The sequence below is a fragment of the Campylobacter concisus genome (assembly GCF_002165775.1).
Taxonomy (GTDB): Bacteria; Campylobacterota; Campylobacteria; order Campylobacterales; family Campylobacteraceae; genus Campylobacter_A; species Campylobacter_A concisus_E.
This window is the reverse complement of sequence record NZ_NDYP01000002.1, coordinates 63,800-82,735: the sequence shown is the minus strand read 5'-3', so window position 1 is coordinate 82,735 and position 18,936 is coordinate 63,800. Positions and strand designations below refer to the sequence as shown.

The 18,936-nt window shown below is 37.6% G+C and carries 16 protein-coding genes and 1 pseudogene; 2 read left to right on the top strand and 15 right to left on the bottom strand.

Annotated features, from left to right (window positions below):
• Positions 1–8 precede the first annotated feature (8 nt).
• The 15 genes and pseudogenes from B9N66_RS01395 to selA all read right to left on the bottom strand — a co-directional run bounded on the left by B9N66_RS01395 (position 9) and on the right by selA (position 16,357).
• Complete coding sequence (locus B9N66_RS01395) at positions 9–587, bottom strand: hypothetical protein (protein ID WP_087579581.1); 579 nt, start codon at positions 585–587, stop codon at positions 9–11.
• A gap of 8 nt (positions 588–595) precedes the next feature.
• A complete protein-coding gene (locus tag B9N66_RS01390; RefSeq protein ID WP_021090806.1) occupies positions 596–1,090 on the bottom strand; it encodes a TlpA family protein disulfide reductase in 495 nt (164 codons plus the stop codon).
• The gene (locus tag B9N66_RS01385; RefSeq protein WP_021090626.1) at positions 1,080–1,769 is read right to left on the bottom strand and encodes an ABC transporter ATP-binding protein; all 690 of its coding nucleotides are present in this window, start codon (positions 1,767–1,769) and stop codon (positions 1,080–1,082) included. Before B9N66_RS01385 ends, B9N66_RS01390 begins: the two co-directional genes overlap by 11 nt.
• Position 1,770: 1 nt before the next feature.
• Positions 1,771–2,913 carry an ABC transporter permease gene (locus B9N66_RS01380; RefSeq protein WP_087579580.1) on the bottom strand — a complete coding sequence of 381 codons (1,143 nt, stop codon included), beginning with the start codon at positions 2,911–2,913 and terminating at the stop codon, positions 1,771–1,773.
• Positions 2,900–4,192 (bottom strand): ABC transporter permease, encoded by a 1,293-nt coding sequence (locus B9N66_RS01375; RefSeq protein WP_087579579.1) that lies wholly within the window; start codon positions 4,190–4,192, stop codon positions 2,900–2,902. The genes B9N66_RS01380 and B9N66_RS01375 overlap by 14 nt, the downstream gene beginning before the upstream one ends.
• Positions 4,189–5,568 carry a Fe-S-containing protein gene (locus tag B9N66_RS01370; RefSeq protein ID WP_087579578.1) on the bottom strand — a complete coding sequence of 460 codons (1,380 nt, stop codon included), beginning with the start codon at positions 5,566–5,568 and terminating at the stop codon, positions 4,189–4,191. Before B9N66_RS01370 ends, B9N66_RS01375 begins: the two co-directional genes overlap by 4 nt.
• A gap of 50 nt (positions 5,569–5,618) precedes the next feature.
• Complete coding sequence (locus B9N66_RS01365; protein WP_084041674.1) at positions 5,619–6,140, bottom strand: iron transporter; 522 nt, start codon at positions 6,138–6,140, stop codon at positions 5,619–5,621.
• 20 nt (positions 6,141–6,160) lie between these two features.
• Positions 6,161–8,101: an FTR1 family iron permease gene (locus B9N66_RS01360; RefSeq protein WP_087579577.1), complete on the bottom strand. Its 1,941-nt coding sequence runs from the start codon at positions 8,099–8,101 to the stop codon at positions 6,161–6,163.
• Between the two features lie 268 nt (positions 8,102–8,369).
• Positions 8,370–8,930 (bottom strand): formate dehydrogenase FDH3 subunit beta, encoded by a 561-nt coding sequence (gene fdh3B / locus B9N66_RS01355; RefSeq protein ID WP_087579576.1) that lies wholly within the window; start codon positions 8,928–8,930, stop codon positions 8,370–8,372.
• Between the two features lie 11 nt (positions 8,931–8,941).
• Positions 8,942–11,608, bottom strand: coding sequence for a formate dehydrogenase subunit alpha (locus B9N66_RS01350; RefSeq protein ID WP_257639760.1), 2,667 nt, complete (start codon positions 11,606–11,608; stop codon positions 8,942–8,944).
• Between the two features lie 48 nt (positions 11,609–11,656).
• Positions 11,657–11,851: pseudogene (locus B9N66_RS09840) on the bottom strand (hypothetical protein); the annotation flags it as partial.
• Between the two features lie 77 nt (positions 11,852–11,928).
• Positions 11,929–12,135 (bottom strand): twin-arginine translocation signal domain-containing protein, encoded by a 207-nt coding sequence (locus B9N66_RS01340; protein WP_087579573.1) that lies wholly within the window; start codon positions 12,133–12,135, stop codon positions 11,929–11,931.
• Positions 12,136–12,420: 285 nt separating this feature from the next.
• Complete coding sequence (locus B9N66_RS01335; RefSeq protein ID WP_087579572.1) at positions 12,421–13,161, bottom strand: thioredoxin domain-containing protein; 741 nt, start codon at positions 13,159–13,161, stop codon at positions 12,421–12,423.
• A 53-nt stretch (positions 13,162–13,214) separates the two neighbouring features.
• A complete protein-coding gene (gene selB, locus B9N66_RS01330) occupies positions 13,215–15,035 on the bottom strand; it encodes a selenocysteine-specific translation elongation factor (protein ID WP_087579571.1) in 1,821 nt (606 codons plus the stop codon).
• On the bottom strand, positions 15,032–16,357 hold the full coding sequence (gene selA / locus B9N66_RS01325) for an L-seryl-tRNA(Sec) selenium transferase (RefSeq protein WP_087579570.1): 1,326 nt from the start codon (positions 16,355–16,357) through the stop codon (positions 15,032–15,034). The genes selB and selA overlap by 4 nt, the downstream gene beginning before the upstream one ends.
• 154 nt (positions 16,358–16,511) lie before the next feature.
• Here selA and B9N66_RS01320 point away from each other — a divergent pair, with 154 nt between their 5' ends.
• Together B9N66_RS01320 and B9N66_RS01315 are read left to right on the top strand one after the other, a co-directional pair.
• Positions 16,512–18,185 carry a 4Fe-4S binding protein gene (locus tag B9N66_RS01320; RefSeq protein WP_087579569.1) on the top strand — a complete coding sequence of 558 codons (1,674 nt, stop codon included), beginning with the start codon at positions 16,512–16,514 and terminating at the stop codon, positions 18,183–18,185.
• Positions 18,178–18,891 carry a formate dehydrogenase-specific chaperone gene (locus B9N66_RS01315; protein WP_087579568.1) on the top strand — a complete coding sequence of 238 codons (714 nt, stop codon included), beginning with the start codon at positions 18,178–18,180 and terminating at the stop codon, positions 18,889–18,891. The genes B9N66_RS01320 and B9N66_RS01315 overlap by 8 nt, the downstream gene beginning before the upstream one ends.
• Positions 18,892–18,936: the final 45 nt, after the last annotated feature.

The following is an 18,936-nucleotide window of genomic DNA, read 5'->3' as shown; positions in this document are numbered from 1 at the left end:
AATTTCTCCTATTTTTGCGAGACATTATAAAAAAAGCTAACAATCTGTTTTGCTAGACGTTCTTTAAAAAATGGCCAAATGTAGCTTGGCGAATAGACATTGCCAGCTTGCATAAGTGAGATATTTGTCGCCTTTTCGCCACCATTTTTTGGACGCACTAGCACGCTTACTTGCATGTGATAAGTATAGCTATTCGTGCTAAAGTCATCATCATCGTAATAGCCAAATGGGAAAAACATCGAGTAGCCAAAGCCAAAGCTTGGTCTACCAAAGCCATATCCCATCCCCATTGAAAATCTAGGATCTCTTTTGATTATCCTAGAAAAGCTTTGCACATCACCAAGGACGATGAAGTCAGCATTCTTGATATTTGGCTCGTTTCTAAAACCAGCCTTTATAAATTCGCTTAAAATTTCAGCATTTACATCTTGCCCGGTCGCACTATTTTTAAAATTTACATAGACGCTTTTATTTGCTTCATTAAGTGTAAAAAAGATTGGATCGCTCGTTTTGACCGAGATATTTGGAGTGCTACTAGCACATCCAACAAAAAATACCGCTAAGACAAATAAAAAGAAATTTTTCATATTCACTCCTACAAGAGCGATCTTATAGCACTTTCAAGTACGCTTTTTGGTGTAAGACCGATAAATTTTGATCGCATCTTACCATCTTTATCAAAAAAATAGATAACTGGCACGCCCATGACGCCACCAACTGCCTTGCTAAAGTAATCAACTGAAACCTTATCACTCGTAGTTTTAAATGTAATGTTGTGCTCTTTTAAAAGCTCAATATCTTTATCAAAGCCTTTACTAGGTCCTAAAACACCAATGAATTGAACCTCTTTACCATACTCTTTTTCAAGCGTATTTAGATCAGGTATAGCGGCCTTGCACACTCCGCAGTCCGTACCAAAGAAAAATAGCATATATGGCTTATCGCCTATCTTTAGCCTCTTTTCTGTTGGAAAAAACTGCGTATCAATGCCGCTTGAGTCATTTAGCGTAATGTGATGCTTCTCATACTGCTTGACGCAGCCCATAACTAGGGCTGAGACTAGACATAAAAATAAAATTTTATATCTCATTTGGCACCTTTGGGTTTTCAATAGTGCGAATTTTTTCTAGCTTACCATGTCTTAGATAGACGATCTTATCGCCATACTCGCCAAGATCAGGGTTGTGAGTGACTAGAAGTATCGTCTTGCCCTCTTTTCTTAGCTTGCAAAATAGATCAAGTATAACTCTTTCATTTGCTTCATCAAGGTTACCAGTTGGCTCATCTGCTATTAAAATTTCAGGATCGTTTATGAGCGAGCGTGCAATACAAAGGCGTTGTTGCTCACCACCACTTAGCTGACTTGGTCTGTGTGTTAGTCTGTGAGAAAGACCAACTGCCTCAAGCGCTTTTTTAGCATCCTCTTCATCAACTGAGCTGTGATAGTACTGAGCGATCATCACATTTTCAAGTGCGCTAAGATATGGCACTAAGTGAAACTGCTGAAAAATAAGACCGATCTTTTCACGTCTAAATTTAAGTGTATCGTCAGCATTTAGATTACTCGCATCATCGCCACCGAGCATATAAGTACCACTGCTTGGAGTATCCATTAGTGAAAGGATATTTACAAGCGTACTCTTACCACTACCACTTGGCCCCATTACGCTGACCCACTCACCTTTTTTAACCTCAAAATTTATATCATCAAGTGCTTTAACATCGCCAAAAATTTTACAAATATTTTTTAATTCTAGTGCATTTTGCATATCATTCTCCTCTTAATGTATCTGCCATTTTATTATTAAGTGCCCGTTTGATCGGATAAAATGCTGCGATCGCTGCAAATAAAAGCGATATTATCACAGCTACTGGGATGCTCAAAATTCTAAAATCAATACTAGAATCAAATATCGCATAACCTAAAATTTGAGCTAGTAAATATCCTAAAAATGCACCAACTAATGCTGAGATGAGCGCTGTCACAAATGTTTCAAAACCAAATAGATTTAGCACATCTTTTTTGCTTGCACCTATGGCTCTAAGAAGTGCGATTTCCTTTGAGCGAGAGAGCAAGATAGCACTAAGCGTTGTGTTTACGCACATTGAAGTAATGAGCAAAATAACAAGGCTAACAAGTGCCATTAATAGCTTGATCTTTTCCAAGATATAGCCCTCAGACTTTGAGACCTTTGCCACTGGTTTTGCGGCTATTTCTTCATTGCTTATAGTCTTTGCAAGCGATGTTATCTCATCAAAGTTACCAAGCACAACAGCTTCAGCATAGTTTATTTTGCCAGCTTTATTTGAAATTTTTTGAGCCAAAGATAGTGACGTGATCAAAAGCGCATCCTCTTTGTCGCCACTTGCGACTACGCCTTTTATCTTTACATTTATGCTCTCATTTGAGCCAATGGCACGAATTTCTATATCATCGCCTGCTTTAAAGCCAGCCTGACGAGCTAGATCGACGCCTATTAGCACGTTTTTATCGTCAAAATCGACATTTATCATCGTTCCATCTCTAACATCTAAAAATGGTTTAACTTTTTTTAGATTGCTAAATTTTGTTCCCATGACGATAGCGTTTGTTGGACCGATATTTGCCTGAGCAAAGAGATAACCGCTCTCACCAAGAAGCTTGTCTTTTGGCACTTTAGCGATCATTTCATTATAAGTTTTTTCACTCATATTATCGCTTGAGGCCATATCTTTTGGAGCAAAGATCATATTTGCACCATAAGTTTTTAGCTCGCGTGAGACCTTAGAGTCTATGTCAAGATAGACATTGACAAATGCAGCACACACGCATGCTCCAAGTAAGATAGAGATCACGATGACCATCACTCTTGATGAGCCGTTTTTTAAACTTTTATAAATTGTATTGTAAAAGAATTTGCTATTTGCGGTCATATAGCACCTCCGCAGGTAGTAAATTTATGACGTTTCTCATTGGCATTAGCGAGCCAACGACTGAGATGAGCAAGGCAAATGCCACGCTTATTGGTAGCACGATCCACGCTATACCGATGCCATGAGAAAAGATGATGTAAGACATCACGTAGCTTAGCGCGTATCCTAAAAATGCTCCCGTTATGCCTGCAAAAAAGGCAACCACAAGGCTCTCGCTAGCAAAAAGGGCGTAAATTTCAAAGTTACTTGCACCTATGGCTTTTAAAAGGCCGATCTCTTTTTTACGGCGATAAATTTCACTTGTCATTAGCGATGTTATGCCAATGGCTGAAACCACAAGAGCGATGATGCTAACGATGCCCATTAGGCTTTGGATTTTCTTTACTATGTTACTCTCAGCATCACTTACTTGAAGGCTAGCTTTTGCGCTAACGTTTGGTAAATTTTCTTCTATCTGAAATGCGATCGAGCCTGCGTAAGCCGAGCAATACCATTTGTCGTACTCTGCACTATCAAGGTTGTCTAAATTTCTTCTTGCTTTTAGCGATAGGTCATTTTCTGGGATTGTCATAGCTGATACTTCAGCCTTTGTGTATGAGTTTGCATGCCCAGAAAGATCTCCAGCAAGCTTTAGTGAGCCAACTAGCTTATGTGCCTCGTCACTAGCTCCTTTTAAAATTCCAACTATTTTAACCTCTCTTGTACCATTTTTGCCCACAAGACTAAGCTTGTCGCCAACCTTTAAATTTTTAGCCTTAGAAAGTTCTTCGCCAACTAAAATTTCATCCATACTTTCATCTTTTGGCCAAACACCCTCAACGCCCCAAAATCCATACAAACTCTTAACGCCTGTACTAAATTCTGGCTCATCTTTTAGACCGATATTTTTATCAAAATAGGTTCCTTCAAAGGCAAATTCAATTCCTTTTTCATCTTTAACTTTTGCCTCTAAAAACGGCGCAAAAGCAACGATATTATTTCTCCAAAAGATCTCTTTTATCTTGTAGATATCAGCTTCTGGGAGTAAATTTTGCGATTTTAACGGAGTGAAATTTTTACCCTCGATCTCGATGCTTAGACTCTCACCGCGCGGTAAAACGACGATATTTGAGCCATATCCTCTAAGCTCGGTTGCTACTTGATCGCCAATTTTTAGCGTAATATTTAGCATGCAAGCTATCAAAAGAGCAGCTAGCAAGATAGTGATAAAGGCCATCGTCTTTTGCACCTTTGAGCCCGTGATCGAGCTTTTTATCATTCTTAGTTGCATATTTTTCATTTTAACGTTCCATTTGTTTCTACATATTTTTCTGGATTTGCTTCAAATTTCGCTTGAGTTTCGTTATTTTCAAAGAAATATGTGCGTCCATAATATAAATATGATCTTGACTCAAGGTTGCTCACCTTTTTGCGACTAACTGGGTCAAGCACCATTTTTTCGACAACCTTACTAAAGAAATTTGCTCCATCTGTAATAGTTTTATAATCAACTATGATATTTTTACCATCGAAGATAAATGGCATTGGTATAGGATTGCAACCACCCTCTTTGCCAACTGATGGCAAGAAAATTCTAACATTACAAGAGATACAAATAAGGTCATTGCCTTTTTTTATATAGCCCATATCGCCACAAATCATGCATGAATCAAATACGATAACAGGTGATACACGGTCACTAAAGCGGTTTAATAAGAAAAATCTTATCTGCTTGCCCTCATCTGTGATGTAGGCAAATCTGTGAAGTTCATTATCTTTTAACATATCAACATCAAATATAAATTTATCTCCCACTGGCTCAACCAAGACTGGCTCTGAAATTTCAGGTGGACGAGATGCGTAAAGATCATAATAGAGCGAAAATCCAAGTGCTATCAAAATACTACAAAATGCAAATTTTGCATTATCAGAAATATTTTCTCTAATGGCTTTTGTAAAACGGTATTTGATAGAACCAAATTTATTTTTATCAATACTTTTTGGCATAAAGAAAAGCGCGGTGATGCATAAAAGTAAGATCACAAAGACATAAAAATAAGTACCAAATTCTGATACGTAAATACCTTTTGCACTAACAGATAGAATCTGAGAGTTTAACTCACTACTTATTTTTAAAGCCCCAGCACGCAAAAGCTCAAGCGCTGTCTGAGAGCTTCTATCGATTAGCAAGAAAACTAAAGTGATAAGGGCTAAAGTTTTAGCTATTAATGGAGAAATGCTAGATTTTAAATTCGAAATAAAAAAGAATAAAAATACGAGCAAAATCATTGCAAATATCATTAGAAAGAAGCTAATGACCGAAAGCGTATCTAGTAGCTCACCACCAAATAGTGGAAATAACACACTGCTTGAACTGTAGCCAAAGCCAAAGCCGATGCCTAAAATAAAAAATGTTACAATTTTTGCTATCTTAAGCTCAAGAAATATCCATAAAATGCTAATCAGTAGAAAAACTAGTGTCACTGAATCAATGAAAATTTTAAACTGATCATCTACAAGTGCGTGACGAACGACTTTAAAGATAAATATACCAGCAACAACTCCAAAAAGTGACGGTAAAAAGAGTGTTTTTAAACTTTTATCCTTGTTATTTAAGGCAGCAAAAAGCGTAAATCCAAGGAGGGCTAAAAAGACCTGATAGAAATAAATTGACATAACTAAACCCTGTGAGAATTTTTTAAAAGGGGCGAGAACGCCCCTGGTGATTATTTAACAGGACCACCTGTCCATTGAAATTTATAAGTTGTTGTGAAAGGCTCAAACCATTTACCAACACCGCTCTCTTTGTCAGCGTGACGACCAAAACCTTGTTTTTCTGGATTATCAATGTGGAATTTAAGCTCATAGTTGCCTACGCCTGTATCCATTTTTACGTTAGCACCATAGTGTGGGCCATCGCTTGCAACCATTGGCATAAAGGTACCTTTTTTAACTTTGCCGTTATCAAGGTTTTTTAGCTCGTAGTTAATCTTTAGGTATGGGATCCACTCACCTTCGCCAAAGCCGTTTTTATTACCAGCAATAGCGTGTATGTCAGCTTCTAGGTGAAAATCAGCTAGGCTTGGAGCTAGGTCAATACCCTTTGGTTCCATGTCGATTGGTTGCAAATAAACTGCAGCTATCTCCATACCATTAGCCTCTACAGGCTCGCCGATTGGGTGCTCTCCAGCAAGTGCAAAACCAGCTGCTAGGCTAAGTGCTAGAGCTGAACTAAGAATTTTATTCATTTCCTCTCCTTTAAATAAGATTAGTTTTTATTTTGTTTTGATTTCATGATAACGATGCCTATAATTAAGGCAAGCACCATAATGATTTGAGGTACTAAGCTCTCATAATATGGCTGAAGTCCTAGCCAGTCTCTCATCCAGTCAGGGAAGCTAAGTCCTTTTATGATAGTTGGGATGAAAATTTTGCCCTCAACTAGTTCGCCAACACCCTTGCCAACAAAGACGATCGACATATAAAAGATAATAGCTGACGTAAATATAAAAAATGGTTTAATAGGAATTTTAACAGCAAAAATTTTAAATAAGAAATAGACTATTAAAAGAACGATAAGTCCTATCACAAAGCCAGCTGCAATCATCGAGTAACCAGCTGAATCTTTAGCTCCAAAAATAAGCGCCTGATAAAATAGTACAGTTTCAGCACCCTCTCTAAATACCGCTAAAAATACAGTCCACCAAAGCGCTGTGCTCGAGCCACTTGAGATAGACTCAGATACATGTGATTTGATGTAGTCGTTCCATTTTTTAGCGCCAGCATTTGAAAGAAGCCAGAAGCCAACGTAAAATAGAAGTCCCACTGCAACAAGCATCGTGATGCCTTCCATAAGCTCTCTTTTTTGACCTGCTGCCTCGCCAAAGATGACGTTCATGATCCACGCCATAACAAAGCTTAAGATGACAGCCACGCCAACTGAGCTATAAACAACTTTGCCCATCGCTTTAGCATTGCCAGTTTTTACAAGGTATGCAACGACGGCTGCAACGATGATAAGAGCTTCAAAGCCCTCTCTTAAGATTATAGTTAGCGCCCAGATAAATAGCGTCCAAGGTGAGCTTGAACCGCTAGTTTTTTCAAGTGCGGCTGCTAGCTGAGATGACATCTTGCTTGCGCTTTCTTGAAGAGTTTTTTCGTCTACACCTGATTTCATAAGGGCTACAAGATTGCCAAATGTAGCTTCAATAGCTGTTTTTAAATTTACATCTATTGCGCCTACTTTATTCTCCATACCGCTACCTTCAAACTCATCAAAGTAGATGTCTTGGATATCGCCCATAGCTTTTTTTACATCACCATTTTTATAAAGTGTGATAGCAGCTTGAATTTTGTCGTTTATGTTTTGAACGACTTTGGTATAATCTGCACCACTATCTTCTTCAGAAGCTGCTTCTACATCACTCATATCAACTTTTGCTAGTTTTGCAGTATCTGCTGGGAGTTTTGAGATTGCCTCATATGCTAGTTTCTTGATCTCATCTAGCTTAGTTTTAAAATCATCTTTGCTTATACCATTTGTGATGCCGCTGATCGCTTCGCCCATCTTTCTTTGGATATCAGCATCTATGCTTTTACCATTTTCTATATGCTGGCGAATAGCGATTTCAAGTTGAGTATTTCTGTAATCTGTAAATTTAGCATCTTGAATAGCACTTTTGGCATCATCTTGCTTATCGCTCTCATAGCTTGCTATTGCTTTATCTAGATCAGCTGATAAATTTGCAAATGCCACTTTCCACTCAGGGATAAATTTAGAAGTATCATAATCAGTTGTAGCAGCTTGAGCTGGGCTGTCTGAATACTCACCAACTAGTCTATGCCCTTTTAAGATAACTGGTAGAACTTCAGCGATCTCGCTATTGATCTGATCTATTCTTTTTTGCACATCATCTGGCGCTTCGCCTGCTTTTATCGCCTTTCTGATCTCGCCAAATTGCTTCTCCATAGAGTAAGCCTTTTTCTGACCTAAATTTATTCTAATGCCAGCTTCGACATCTTCAAATAAGCCAAAATAAGCGTTTTGAGTATCACTGACCGCTTGTTCAACATTGCCCGCTCTATACTCTGTTATTACTTTTTGTAACGACTCTTTTATCTGAGCTGCGACTTGCTCATAGTCGTCGTTTTTTGCCACGAGCCAAATAGGCAACAACATAATTAACATAAATTTTAAGAATTTATTCATTAAATAAACCACCTGTGAGATTTTTTTGAAGTGAATATTATCAAGGCTTTACTTTGATTAAAATAAAAACGATTATCATAAAATAGAGTAAATTGAGATAATAAAAAGAAATTTGTCTTCAAATAGCCAATTTTAAATGATTTTAGAAATTTTCTAATGTAAATTTAAAATTTATCTTTTGAATATAAGAATAGTAGTCTTATAAAAAATAAAAAGGTTTTAAGTTTAGATTCTAAAATTTAAAGGAGAGCAAATGCTCTCCTTCTTGTTAGGCATTTAGCCCAGTATTTCTTAGCATAACGCGTTTGCGATATACATTTGATACTTCAGCCGCATCTCCAACTAAAAGTGCATTTGTAGCACAAACAGCCGCACACATAGGCACTTTTCCTTCAGCCATTCTATTTTGACCGTAAAGCTCTCTCTCCTCGTGTGAGTTTGTTGGCTCTGGACCGCCTGCACACATTGTACATTTATCCATAACGCCCTTTACACCAAATGCTCCATCTTTAGGGAACTGTGGTGCACCAAACGGACAAGCATATAAGCAGTAACCACAGCCTATGCATATATTTTTATCATGAAGCACGATGCCATCAGCTCTAATGTAGAAACAATCAACCGGGCAAACTTGCTCACAAGGTGCATCAGTACAGTGTTGGCATGCAATGGTAGTTGAAACCTCTTTACCTTCGATACCATCGTGAAGCGTAATGACCTTCCTTCTATAAATTCCCACTGGAAGTTCATGAGCAGAAGAGCAAGCAACTTGGCAACCATAACAACTAATGCATCTATTAGTATCTACGAAAAATTTCATTCTTGCCATTTTATTCCTCCTTACTCTTTACCCATGGCGTCTCTCTCGCCATATTCATGGAAAAACGATGTTTTAAATGTATTTTCCTCAGCTTTTTCTATACGACAAAGACCTGCGTTAAACTCTGAAATTTGAGTAACTGGGTCAAATCCGTAGTTAGTAACTGTGTTAAAGCTCTCGCCGATAACATAAGGCTTAGTGCCCTCTGGATAACGAGCTGAAAGATCAACGCCTTGCATAATACCAGCGAAGTTGTATGGCATACAAATTCTATCTGGAGTTACCATCTGGCTGTGATAGCATCTTACTTTGATCTTTGTGCCTTGTGGGCTGTGAATCCACATCATATCGCGGTCTTTTATGCCGTATTGTAAAGCTAGCTCTGGGTTAACATTAGCAAACATCTCTGGCGTAATAGCTGATAGATATTTACTAGTTCTTTCGATCATACCAGCACCGCTTAGGTTTACGACGCGTTGCGTGCTAAATACGATAGGGAACTCTTTTGACCAATCTTTTGCCTGTTGCTCTGACTTAAACTTAGTAGAAACACGGAAATTTCTAGCTTGATCTTCAAATGTCGGATACTTTTGAACAAGATCCCAGCGTGGTGAGTGAATAGGCTCTCTATGTTTTGGAATAGGATCGAGGAATTCCCAAACGATAGCTCTTGCCCTTGCATTACCATAAGGAACAACACCTTTTTCGCGGCATTTTTCAAAGATAATACCACTATAATCCATGCTCCAGCTTGGTCCCATCTTAGCTTTCTCTTCTTCAGTTAGAGTTATGCCTAAGACTTTTTCTATATTCTCTTTTGTGATTTGTGGATAGCCACCTTTTATAGCTGAGCCAACAAGTGTTGTCTCTTCGCTAGCTAGCTGACTAACGCCGTTGTGCTCTAGTCCAAAGCGATTTCTAAAGCCAGAGCCACCCTCTGCATAAGGTTTGCTCATATCATATAGTATTGGAGTTCCAGGGTGTTTTTCATCCCATGCTGGCCATGGTTTACCGTAATACTCGCCTTTGACTTCACCGCCAATACCTATTAGCGTATCTGGATCAAATTTATCCCAGTTTGCTTGATGGCGTCTAAACATCTCAGCTGTTCTACCACCATAACCTATAGAATTTCCAATTCTTGCTATCTCATTTGTCGCATCATCAGGCCATACAAAATCATCTTTTACTTGTTTTATTTCATGATCTACGATACCCATTTTCATGCCTTTTACGTACTCATCGTAAAAGCCAAATTTCTTAGCAAATGCAAACATTACTTCATGATCGCCCTTGCTTTCATAAAGTGGATCAACGACTTTTGTTCTCCACTGACCTGAGCGGTTTGTAGCGCTTATGTGGCCTTCATTTTCAAAGGCAGTTGCCACCGGCAAGATATAAACGCCATCTTTTCTATCTGAAAGGATAGAAATTTCATTTACAAATGGCTCGGCTACGACGATCATATCTAGTTTTGAAGCTGCTTCTTGAATTTTAGCTAGGTGCGCCATAGATGTAAGACCAGTTCCTTGAACCCAAAGAACTCTTAATGCACCACTACTAAAGGTATTTTCTTCTTTTAAGACGCCTTGCCACCATTTTGAAAGTGACCAGCCTTTTTCATTTCTCCAGTTTCTATCCTCTGGATTTTTAGGATCGTGGTAATAATACTCTTCAAAAACAGTGTTTTTAACTGGTGTACCGCCTTGTTTTGGCTCTTTGGTTGAGACTGCAAAGCGTTTTACAAACTCATCATAATCAACACCCCAGCCTTGGCAGTAGTACTTCCAAGCCGCATCAGTTAGTCCATAATACATCGGCAAGCTATCTGAGAGGTTACACATATCGGTTGAGCCTTGAACGTTGTCGTGACCACGGATGATGTTACAGCCGCCACCTGGTTTGCCCATGTTGCCTAGGATTAGTTGCAAAATAGGTAAGATTCTCGTATTTGAGCTACCAACTGAGTGCTGTGTGATACCAAGTGCCCAGATCACTGTGCCTGGTTTTGTGTGAGCTAGGATGTTTGCAGCCTCTATAAGCTTATCAACTGGCACGCCTGTAACGTCAGATGTGACCTCTGGTGTCCAGTGCTCAGCCTCTTTTGCTATCTCGTCGATGCCGTAAGTTCTATTTTTTATAAATTCTTTATCTTCCCAGCCATTTTTTAAGATGATATGGATAAGTCCATAAACAAGCGCTATATCGGTACCTGATCTTTGTCTTAGGTATAGATCAGCGTGAGCGGCTGATTTTGTAAAGTTTGGATCAGCTACGATCACTTTTGCGTTGTTTCTATCTTTTGCTTGTAAAGTGTGCTTCATACCGCCAACTGGGTTTGCCACAGCTGGGTTTGCACCTATTATAAATATACATTTTGAATTTGCAGCCATATCTCCAAAGTGGTTTGTCATCGCGCCATAACCCCAAGTATTCGCCACACCGGCGACTGTTGCGCTATGTCAAATTCTTGCTACGTGGTCGTTGCTGTTTGTGCCCCAAAACGCAGCAAATTTTCTAAAGTAATATGCTTGCTCGTTGTTAAATTTCGCAGAACCTAAGAATATAACGCTATCAGGGCCGTCTTCTTTACGAATCTGAAGCATCTTATCGCCGATCTCATTTACAGCTTGCTCCCATGAAATTCTCTGCCATTTGCCATCAACCTTTTTCATAGGATATTTGATGCGTTGTTTGCTATGCGTAAGGTCGATCTGATCGATACCTTTTGAGCAGTGTGAGCCTTGAGATATAGGGTGAAACATCGCCATATCTTGTCGAACCCAAACACCATCTTTTACCTCAGCTTCGATACCACAGCCTGCTGAGCATATAGAACAAATAGTTCTAACCTTTTTTGAGCCAGGGAAAGGATCTTTTATCTCCTCTGCGCTAGCGTGTCTTATCGTATCATTTTGTCCAAAAGCCATTGTGGTGCCAGCACCTAGTGCGGCTAGCTTTAAAAATGAACGTCTTCCTATACGTGCATCACTCATGGTTTTCTCCCTTAGTATGCGATTTTATAGTAGGTTTCCCAGTTCTTACTTTTTTTATAAAGCACCTCTTTTTTATTTGACTTGCCAACGACGACGCCATTGCCATCAGGAGCTAAGTCATCACTAGTTGTTTTTGCTATTGCAGAAACTGCGAGTATTCCGCCAGCAGTACCAACTTTTAGAGATTTCTTTAAAAAATCTCTTCTTGATCCTTGCATTTTTTCTCCTTGCCCCTCAAATCTTAAAAATTTGAGAAATTTGGTTCCATAATATGTAAAATTTGCATATTTAGAGATACTAAAATATTGCAAACAGTCTATTTCAGGGCTTTTAGAGCCTAGAATTAAACTGTGTAAATTTAGCATATTTATAAAATAATAAAAGTAAATATATAATATTAGTTATATTTATTAAGTATTTATTAAAAATATAGTTAAATGTATTTTAAAATTTAAGAATTTTTATTAAAAGAAGAAATTCTAGGGAGAGATCCCTAGAAAAGGTTATTTTAGATCACTTTTGTTTATGATAAATGGTACTGATCTAACGCCGGCTGAGAAATATTTTTTACGTAAAGTATCGATCTTGTCGCTCTCTTCTTTGCTAACATTTTTTTCATCCACGTTATAATCTTCAGAAAAATACTTTCTTAAAATTTTAACCTTATCGCTATCACTTTTTGCATTTTTTATATCTTTATAGATCAAAGCACTTTTTTGTAAAGACGATAGTTCATGCACTGGAGTTAGGATGATTTCAACATTATTGTCTTTTAATGTCGTTTCGATTTTTGCTAGCTCGGCTCTACAATATGGGCATTCAGGATCTGAAAACATGATAAGAGTTGGCTTTTTACTATCATTGCCAAGAGTTATAACATTTGCCTTGTCTTCCTTTTTATAAATTTTAGCTAGTGATTTTACTAAATCAAGTGCTGCTTTTTCTGCGATTACCTTTTTTTCTTCAGCTAAATAAGACTTCTGCTCCTTTAAATTTACAACATCAGGAAACATAAGATCGCCCTTAACAAAAGTCACATCTTCTTGAGACATATCTCCTTTGCTAAATTTTAAGCTTACTTTTTCTATATCATCTAAAATTTTAGTGCGTTCTACGACTTTTACATTAACACCATCGATATTTTGATTTTTAAAAACTTCTGAGTAAAAATCTTCTATTTGCTTATCGCTTGCTGCCATTAGGCTAGTTGCCGCTAATATTGAGGCCAAAACCACTTTTTTCATTTTTTTCCTTTTAAAAAATTTGGCGGATTATATTTACTTTTTGTAAATGAATACTAACCACGAAAGACTCTGTCATTTCCTTGCTTCATTATGTCACTCTCAAGATCGAGCTGCTCAAGATAAGCGATTACATATTTTCTGCTTAAATTTAGTGCATCCTTGGCGTTTGTGACATTTACAAAGCCTTGATTTTTGATGATCTCTCTTAGCTTATCAAGTGCCATTTTTAGCGAATTTCTTGTAATGAAAAGGTTATGCTCCAGCCTTACAACCCTGCCCATTGCGGTTAATTTTTTAAGAGCATTATCGCCACTTAGCCTATCAATCTCCAGCTCATCATATATATTATATGGTGCAGTTGGGGCCAGCTTACCATTTTCTAAAATTTCATAAATTTTCTCTTCGAGCCTTACTTTTAGTTTGCTAATATCAACGCCCTTTTTTGTATAGACACCATCATTTTTGGCGATTAAATTTATACTCTCAAGCTCATCAAGTGCCTTTTGAGCCAAACTAACGCTAGCCCAAGTAAGTTTCAAGCTTATACTCTGAGCTGAAAAAACAGCAAATTCATTCTTCTCTATCATAAATTTAACCACTGATTTTATCCGTTCAACTGCACTTAGATCGTAAATATTTAACGCCTTTTCATCAACAAAAACAGATGATAGTTTTTTGGCTACACTCACAGCCTCTTCGTGACTTAGGCCAAATCTTTGATAAGACGAGATAATGCCAAAGCCATTTTTGTGAGCATCTTTTAGTATAGAAAATGCCTCCACAAAATCATACTTTAAAAGTGCTGCCAAAAAGAGAATTTTCCCAGCCTTTTTTAGTGGCTCAAGTACGGGGTTTAGCACTCTACCACCACCTATCACTCGTGCGTCTGAAATGAGAACAAAAGTCTCGTCAAATTTCAAAAACATATCGCTTTGGAATTTAAAGGTCACGAAGTAGCTATCATCTTTTTGGCTTAGTATTAGCACCTTTGCAGGGACATTTTTAGCGCCCACGCAAAATGTTACGTTTTGCGAGTGGATCAAATTTTTAGCAGTTACGACCGCGTCTATCTCTCTAAAACCTCTAAAGAAGCCTTTTTTACTAAGTAGCTGTCCTTTTTTTAGCTCGTTAAGCTCAATGCCTGTCAAATTTAGTGCCACACGGCTACTAACACCTGCACGCTCTACAAATTCATCGTGGCTTTGCACGCTTCTTACGAGTACCTCTTTACCGGCGTCGTAGTTAAAAAGCTTCTCGTTTTTATTGACACTTCCCTCTATCACAGTACCAGTTACGACGTTTCCTATACCTTTTAGGCTAAAAACCCTATCGATGTAGTATCTAAAAACGCCGTCCTCATCGCGTTTTTTAGCCCTTAGTGTAAAGAGATAGTTTCTAAGCTCATCTATACTTACCTTGTCTTTTATGCTAATGGCGAAAATTTCTAAAATTTGCAGGTTTTTAAATTTAGAAATTTCCTCTCTTATCTCTTTTTTTCTTAAATTTATAGTCGCTTCATCTACGAGGTCGCACTTTGTAAGCGCTACTATCAAGGATTTAACGCCAAGGAGATTTAAAATTTCAAGATGCTCCAAGCTTTGGGGCATAAGTCCGTCATTTGCAGCCACTACAAATAAGCACGCATCAAAGCCATACGCGCCACTTATCATTGTTTTTATTAGATTTTCATGCCCTGGCACGTCGATAAAGGCGATATTTTCGCTGTTTTTGCTTAAATTTGAAAAACTTAGATCGATCGTTATGCCACGTTTTTTTTCCTCTTCAAGATTGTCCCCCTCAAAGCCGTTTAGCTCCTTTATAAGTGCGGTTTTTCCGTGGTCGATATGCCCTGCTGTTCCTATTATTAAACTCATTTTTCTTCCGTTTCATTTATTATTTTTATTAGTTCATTTACATCTTCATCTAAAAGCGTTCTTAAATCAAGCAAAAATTTATCATTTTCTATGCGGCCGATTACCTTTTTTTGCCTAAATTTCTGCTCATTTAAAACTGCATCTCCACTAACCGCCAAAGCCACGCTTGGAATTTTTTTATTTGGCATCGCACCGCCTCCTACAAAGGTTTGTGTGCGAACGATTTCTAGCGATGTTTTTAGATTCTTATTTATAAAATTTGCTAAGTTTTCAAGCTCTTTTGCGCTTTTGTGAAGTAGTTTTTGTGTTGTGATTAGCTCAAATTCTTTATTTAAATAAGCTTTCATGCTCTCAGCCAAAAGCGAAATGATCACTTTATCTACGCGAAGCATTCTTAAAAGCTGATTTTTTCTAAGCTTTGCGATGAGCTCTTTTTTACCAACAATGATTCCGCACTGCACCGCACCAAGGAGTTTGTCACCGCTAAAGCTAACTAGCGAAACGTCTTTTAAATGCTTTAAATCTGGCTCATTTTTGTCTAGATTAAACGGTAAATTTCCATAAAAACCGCTGCCAAGATCAAAATAGTCTATTAAATTTTGCTCACGCGCTAGCTTGCTTAGTTCATTTGCTGTAACCTCTTCGCTAAAGCCCACGATGTCGAAATTTGAGCGGTGCACTTTTATAAGCATTGCAGTATCTTCACAAATAGCCGACTCATAGTCTTTAAGTCTAGTTTTATTTGTCGTGCCGACCTCTTTTAAAAAGCAACCTGCATTTGCCATCACCTCAGGCACCCTAAAACTACCGCCTATCTCGACAAGCTCGCCTCTACTAACGACTACCTCCCTGCCCTTTGCAAAGGTGTTTAACACCAAAAATACAGCACTTGCGTTATTATTTACGACGATAGCGTCCTCAAAACCAAATGCTCTTGCGATCATCTCACCGATATAGTCATATCTGTTGCCGCGACTGCCTGTTTTTAGGTTGTATTCAAGGTTTGAATACCCTGTGATTACCGGAGTTGCACGGCTTAAAATTTCTTTATCTATGACGCTTCTAGCGAGGTTTGTGTGAATGGTTACACCAGTTAAATTTAGCACTCTTTGAAGGCTTGATTCATTAAATTTATGATATTCGTTTAGGATTAAATCTATTATTTCTTGCAATGCAAAATTTGCATTTTTATTTAAAATTTTAGCTCTAACTTCATTTAAAATTTGCCTCGCAAGCAATGTGACTAAATTTATATCAAATCCTGAAAATGCTTCGTTTTTTATGATCTTATCAACTTGTGGGATATCTCTTAAAACGCTCAATTCGTGCTCCTAGTAAGTTAGTTTTACCAAGCCGTGATTTTAACATAAAAAATATTATAAATTAAACCTTAGAGCAAAAAAGAACATATAAAATTCAGAGTCCATTAATCCCATTAATATTAAAATAAACCTGTTTTTGATAATAGGAGAAACTATGAAAGAATTTGGCTTTTATAACGATTTTGACGATACTTTAATGCTAAATGAACAGATAGAAATAAATAACGAAAAGGAAGAATATTTAGTTTCTAACTCGCCAAAGCTTAAAGCAAACATTATCGCACCTGAGATAAATTTTTATCTAGAAAATACAACCGCAAGCGTCTTAGAAAAAGCTAAAAACACGCTTTTGCTCTACGAGGCAAGAGCTAGTGCCTTTGAGATGGCAAAGGATGTCGATTATGAAAAAGAGGTTGGCAAAAATGTCGTAATAGTTAGCAACTCAGGCCGCGAAGAGCTAGCAAATTTATTAAAAGAAAATGGCTATAAAGTCATTGAACTCACGCACTTTGAAGTAAAATTTATATACGGTGCGGCTGGTGAGCTAAGCGTTTTAGTACTTAGAGCAAACGACGAATTTGAGGTCGATTGCGACTTTTTCTTGGTTGAAAACGCAAGGGATTATATGCTAAAGCAAAGCGGCTGTTACGAAATATCTGGACTAAAAGACGAAGCTGTGCTTAAAATTTTAAATGAAAAAACTCCAAAATTTAAGTACAAAAGTCTAACTCAATACGATTCTTCGATCTGTCAATATCACGAGCGCAGGACTGAAATTTGCGGACGTTGTGCTGAAGTTTGCCCAACGGTTGCGATATTAAAAGAGGATGAAACAAAGCACCTTGTCTTTTCGCAAATAGATTGCACAAACTGTGGAAACTGTATCAGCGTCTGCCCTAGCGGCGCACTTGACTCTACACTTATGCCACAAAACTCATTTGCTACTATTGCCAAACTTTACAAAGGTAAAATTCCACTAATAATCTCTAATGAAACAAATTTAGACGAGCTAAATATAAGCCTACCTGAAAATGTCCTACCTTTTTTCATATTAGCACCACATATGTTAAATCAAGCGCATCTACTTACATTGCTTCAAGAAAGTGGTGCGAGTGTGATTTTATTTAGCAAAACTCTTGGCAAAGGCGAAAAAGACGCCATTAGCATCTTAAATCAAATTTATGAGCTTAAATTTAAAGAGACGGCGATCTATCACGCTAAAGATAAAAACGAGCTTGAAGAATCACTCAAAAAGGTAAAATTTATAGCTGACTCACAACACACGATAAACGAATATGCCTTGCCAAAAAGAGAAATTTTTGCAAAAAGGCTTGAGTTTTTAGTAGGCAGCGAAGATCTTGGCGTGGTAAAAAGCGGTGAGATGATAAGATACGGTGATGTCAAGATAAACACTGATAGCTGTACACTTTGTCTAAGTTGCGTTGGCGCTTGTAACGTAAGTGCGCTAGTAGCTGATAAAAAGACAAATTCGATTTTATTTAATCCAAGCGTCTGTACAGCTTGCGGATACTGCGAACTAAGCTGTGCTGAAAAAGATACCATAAGCCTTGAGGTTGGAAAAATTTCTCTTAAGCCTGAGTTTTTTACATATAATGAACTGGCAAGAGATGAGCTTTTTGCCTGTGTTGAGTGCGGAAAAGAGTTTGCGACTAAAAAAGCTGTCGAAAAGATCGCAACTATAATGCAACCAAGATTTGGCAACGATAGGGTCAAGATAAAAGCACTTTACTGCTGTGCTGACTGTAAGGCCAAACTAATGGTTCAAGCCCAAATAAACGCAATGAAAGAGGATTTATTAAATGGATAAAAACATCATAAAAGCAAGATCATATTTTTACGAATTTCTAGCATATCCTATGTTTTTTTACACAAATGATGAGAAATTTTCAAGGTGGAAAGAGCAGTTAAGATACTTAAGTGCAAATCCTTTAAGCGAGGATAGTGATGCTGCGTTTAAAAATTTAGATAAATTTAGCTTTGAAGAATTTTCAAAAGAACAAAATGACGTTCTTTTTGGCTTTACAAACATCCCTTTAAGTGCCTCATTTTATGAAGAGGGCAGAGATAACGGGGCAGCTAGGCTTAGGGTTATTGAATGTTTAAAACTAAGCCCATATAGGCGTGATAGCGAGCTTTGCAAAGATAGCGAGGACTATGTTGGATTTATATTTTTAGCGATGGCTACATTTTTAAAAGATGAGTTTAATGATGCAAAAAATATTAGCAATAAGCTATTTTCTGAGACCTTAAATTTATTTGTAGACGAGTTTGGCTCGCTACTTTTGGCTCACAAAGAGGCAAATTTCTTTAAATCATATACTATTATTTTAAAAGATTTCATTGATCTTGAACGCTCTATACTAAACGTAGAAGCACCGGCTAAGCCAAAAGGCGATAGTGTCGCTATGGCAGCTCTTAAGAAAGAGCCATTTCAAAGCAAGATGCCAACAATCAAAACCAAACTTCATTGGGAAGAATTTTCTCCAGTCATCTCACACGAGTTTAAAGACTAACTTAAATTTACTCTTAGCCAAGCTAGGAGTAAATTTAACATCCGC

What these genes read in the sequence shown, in the direction of transcription:
- B9N66_RS01360 (WP_087579577.1), bottom strand. Translation starts at nt 8,101, where the DNA reads ATGAATAAATTCTTAAAATTTATGTTAATTATGTTGTTGCCTATTTGG.
- B9N66_RS01315 (WP_087579568.1), top strand. Translation starts at nt 18,178, where the DNA reads ATGGATAAAAACATCATAAAAGCAAGATCATATTTTTACGAATTTCTA.
- B9N66_RS01335 (WP_087579572.1), bottom strand. Translation starts at nt 13,161, where the DNA reads ATGAAAAAAGTGGTTTTGGCCTCAATATTAGCGGCAACTAGCCTAATG.
- B9N66_RS01380 (WP_087579580.1), bottom strand. Translation starts at nt 2,913, where the DNA reads ATGACCGCAAATAGCAAATTCTTTTACAATACAATTTATAAAAGTTTA.
- B9N66_RS01320 (WP_087579569.1), top strand. Translation starts at nt 16,512, where the DNA reads ATGAAAGAATTTGGCTTTTATAACGATTTTGACGATACTTTAATGCTA.
- B9N66_RS01375 (WP_087579579.1), bottom strand. Translation starts at nt 4,192, where the DNA reads ATGAAAAATATGCAACTAAGAATGATAAAAAGCTCGATCACGGGCTCA.
- B9N66_RS01340 (WP_087579573.1), bottom strand. Translation starts at nt 12,135, where the DNA reads ATGCAAGGATCAAGAAGAGATTTTTTAAAGAAATCTCTAAAAGTTGGT.
- fdh3B (WP_087579576.1), bottom strand. Translation starts at nt 8,930, where the DNA reads ATGGCAAGAATGAAATTTTTCGTAGATACTAATAGATGCATTAGTTGT.
- B9N66_RS01395 (WP_087579581.1), bottom strand. Translation starts at nt 587, where the DNA reads ATGAAAAATTTCTTTTTATTTGTCTTAGCGGTATTTTTTGTTGGATGT.
- B9N66_RS01385 (WP_021090626.1), bottom strand. Translation starts at nt 1,769, where the DNA reads ATGCAAAATGCACTAGAATTAAAAAATATTTGTAAAATTTTTGGCGAT.
- B9N66_RS01390 (WP_021090806.1), bottom strand. Translation starts at nt 1,090, where the DNA reads ATGAGATATAAAATTTTATTTTTATGTCTAGTCTCAGCCCTAGTTATG.
- B9N66_RS01365 (WP_084041674.1), bottom strand. Translation starts at nt 6,140, where the DNA reads ATGAATAAAATTCTTAGTTCAGCTCTAGCACTTAGCCTAGCAGCTGGT.
- B9N66_RS01370 (WP_087579578.1), bottom strand. Translation starts at nt 5,568, where the DNA reads ATGTCAATTTATTTCTATCAGGTCTTTTTAGCCCTCCTTGGATTTACG.
- selB (WP_087579571.1), bottom strand. Translation starts at nt 15,035, where the DNA reads ATGAGTTTAATAATAGGAACAGCAGGGCATATCGACCACGGAAAAACC.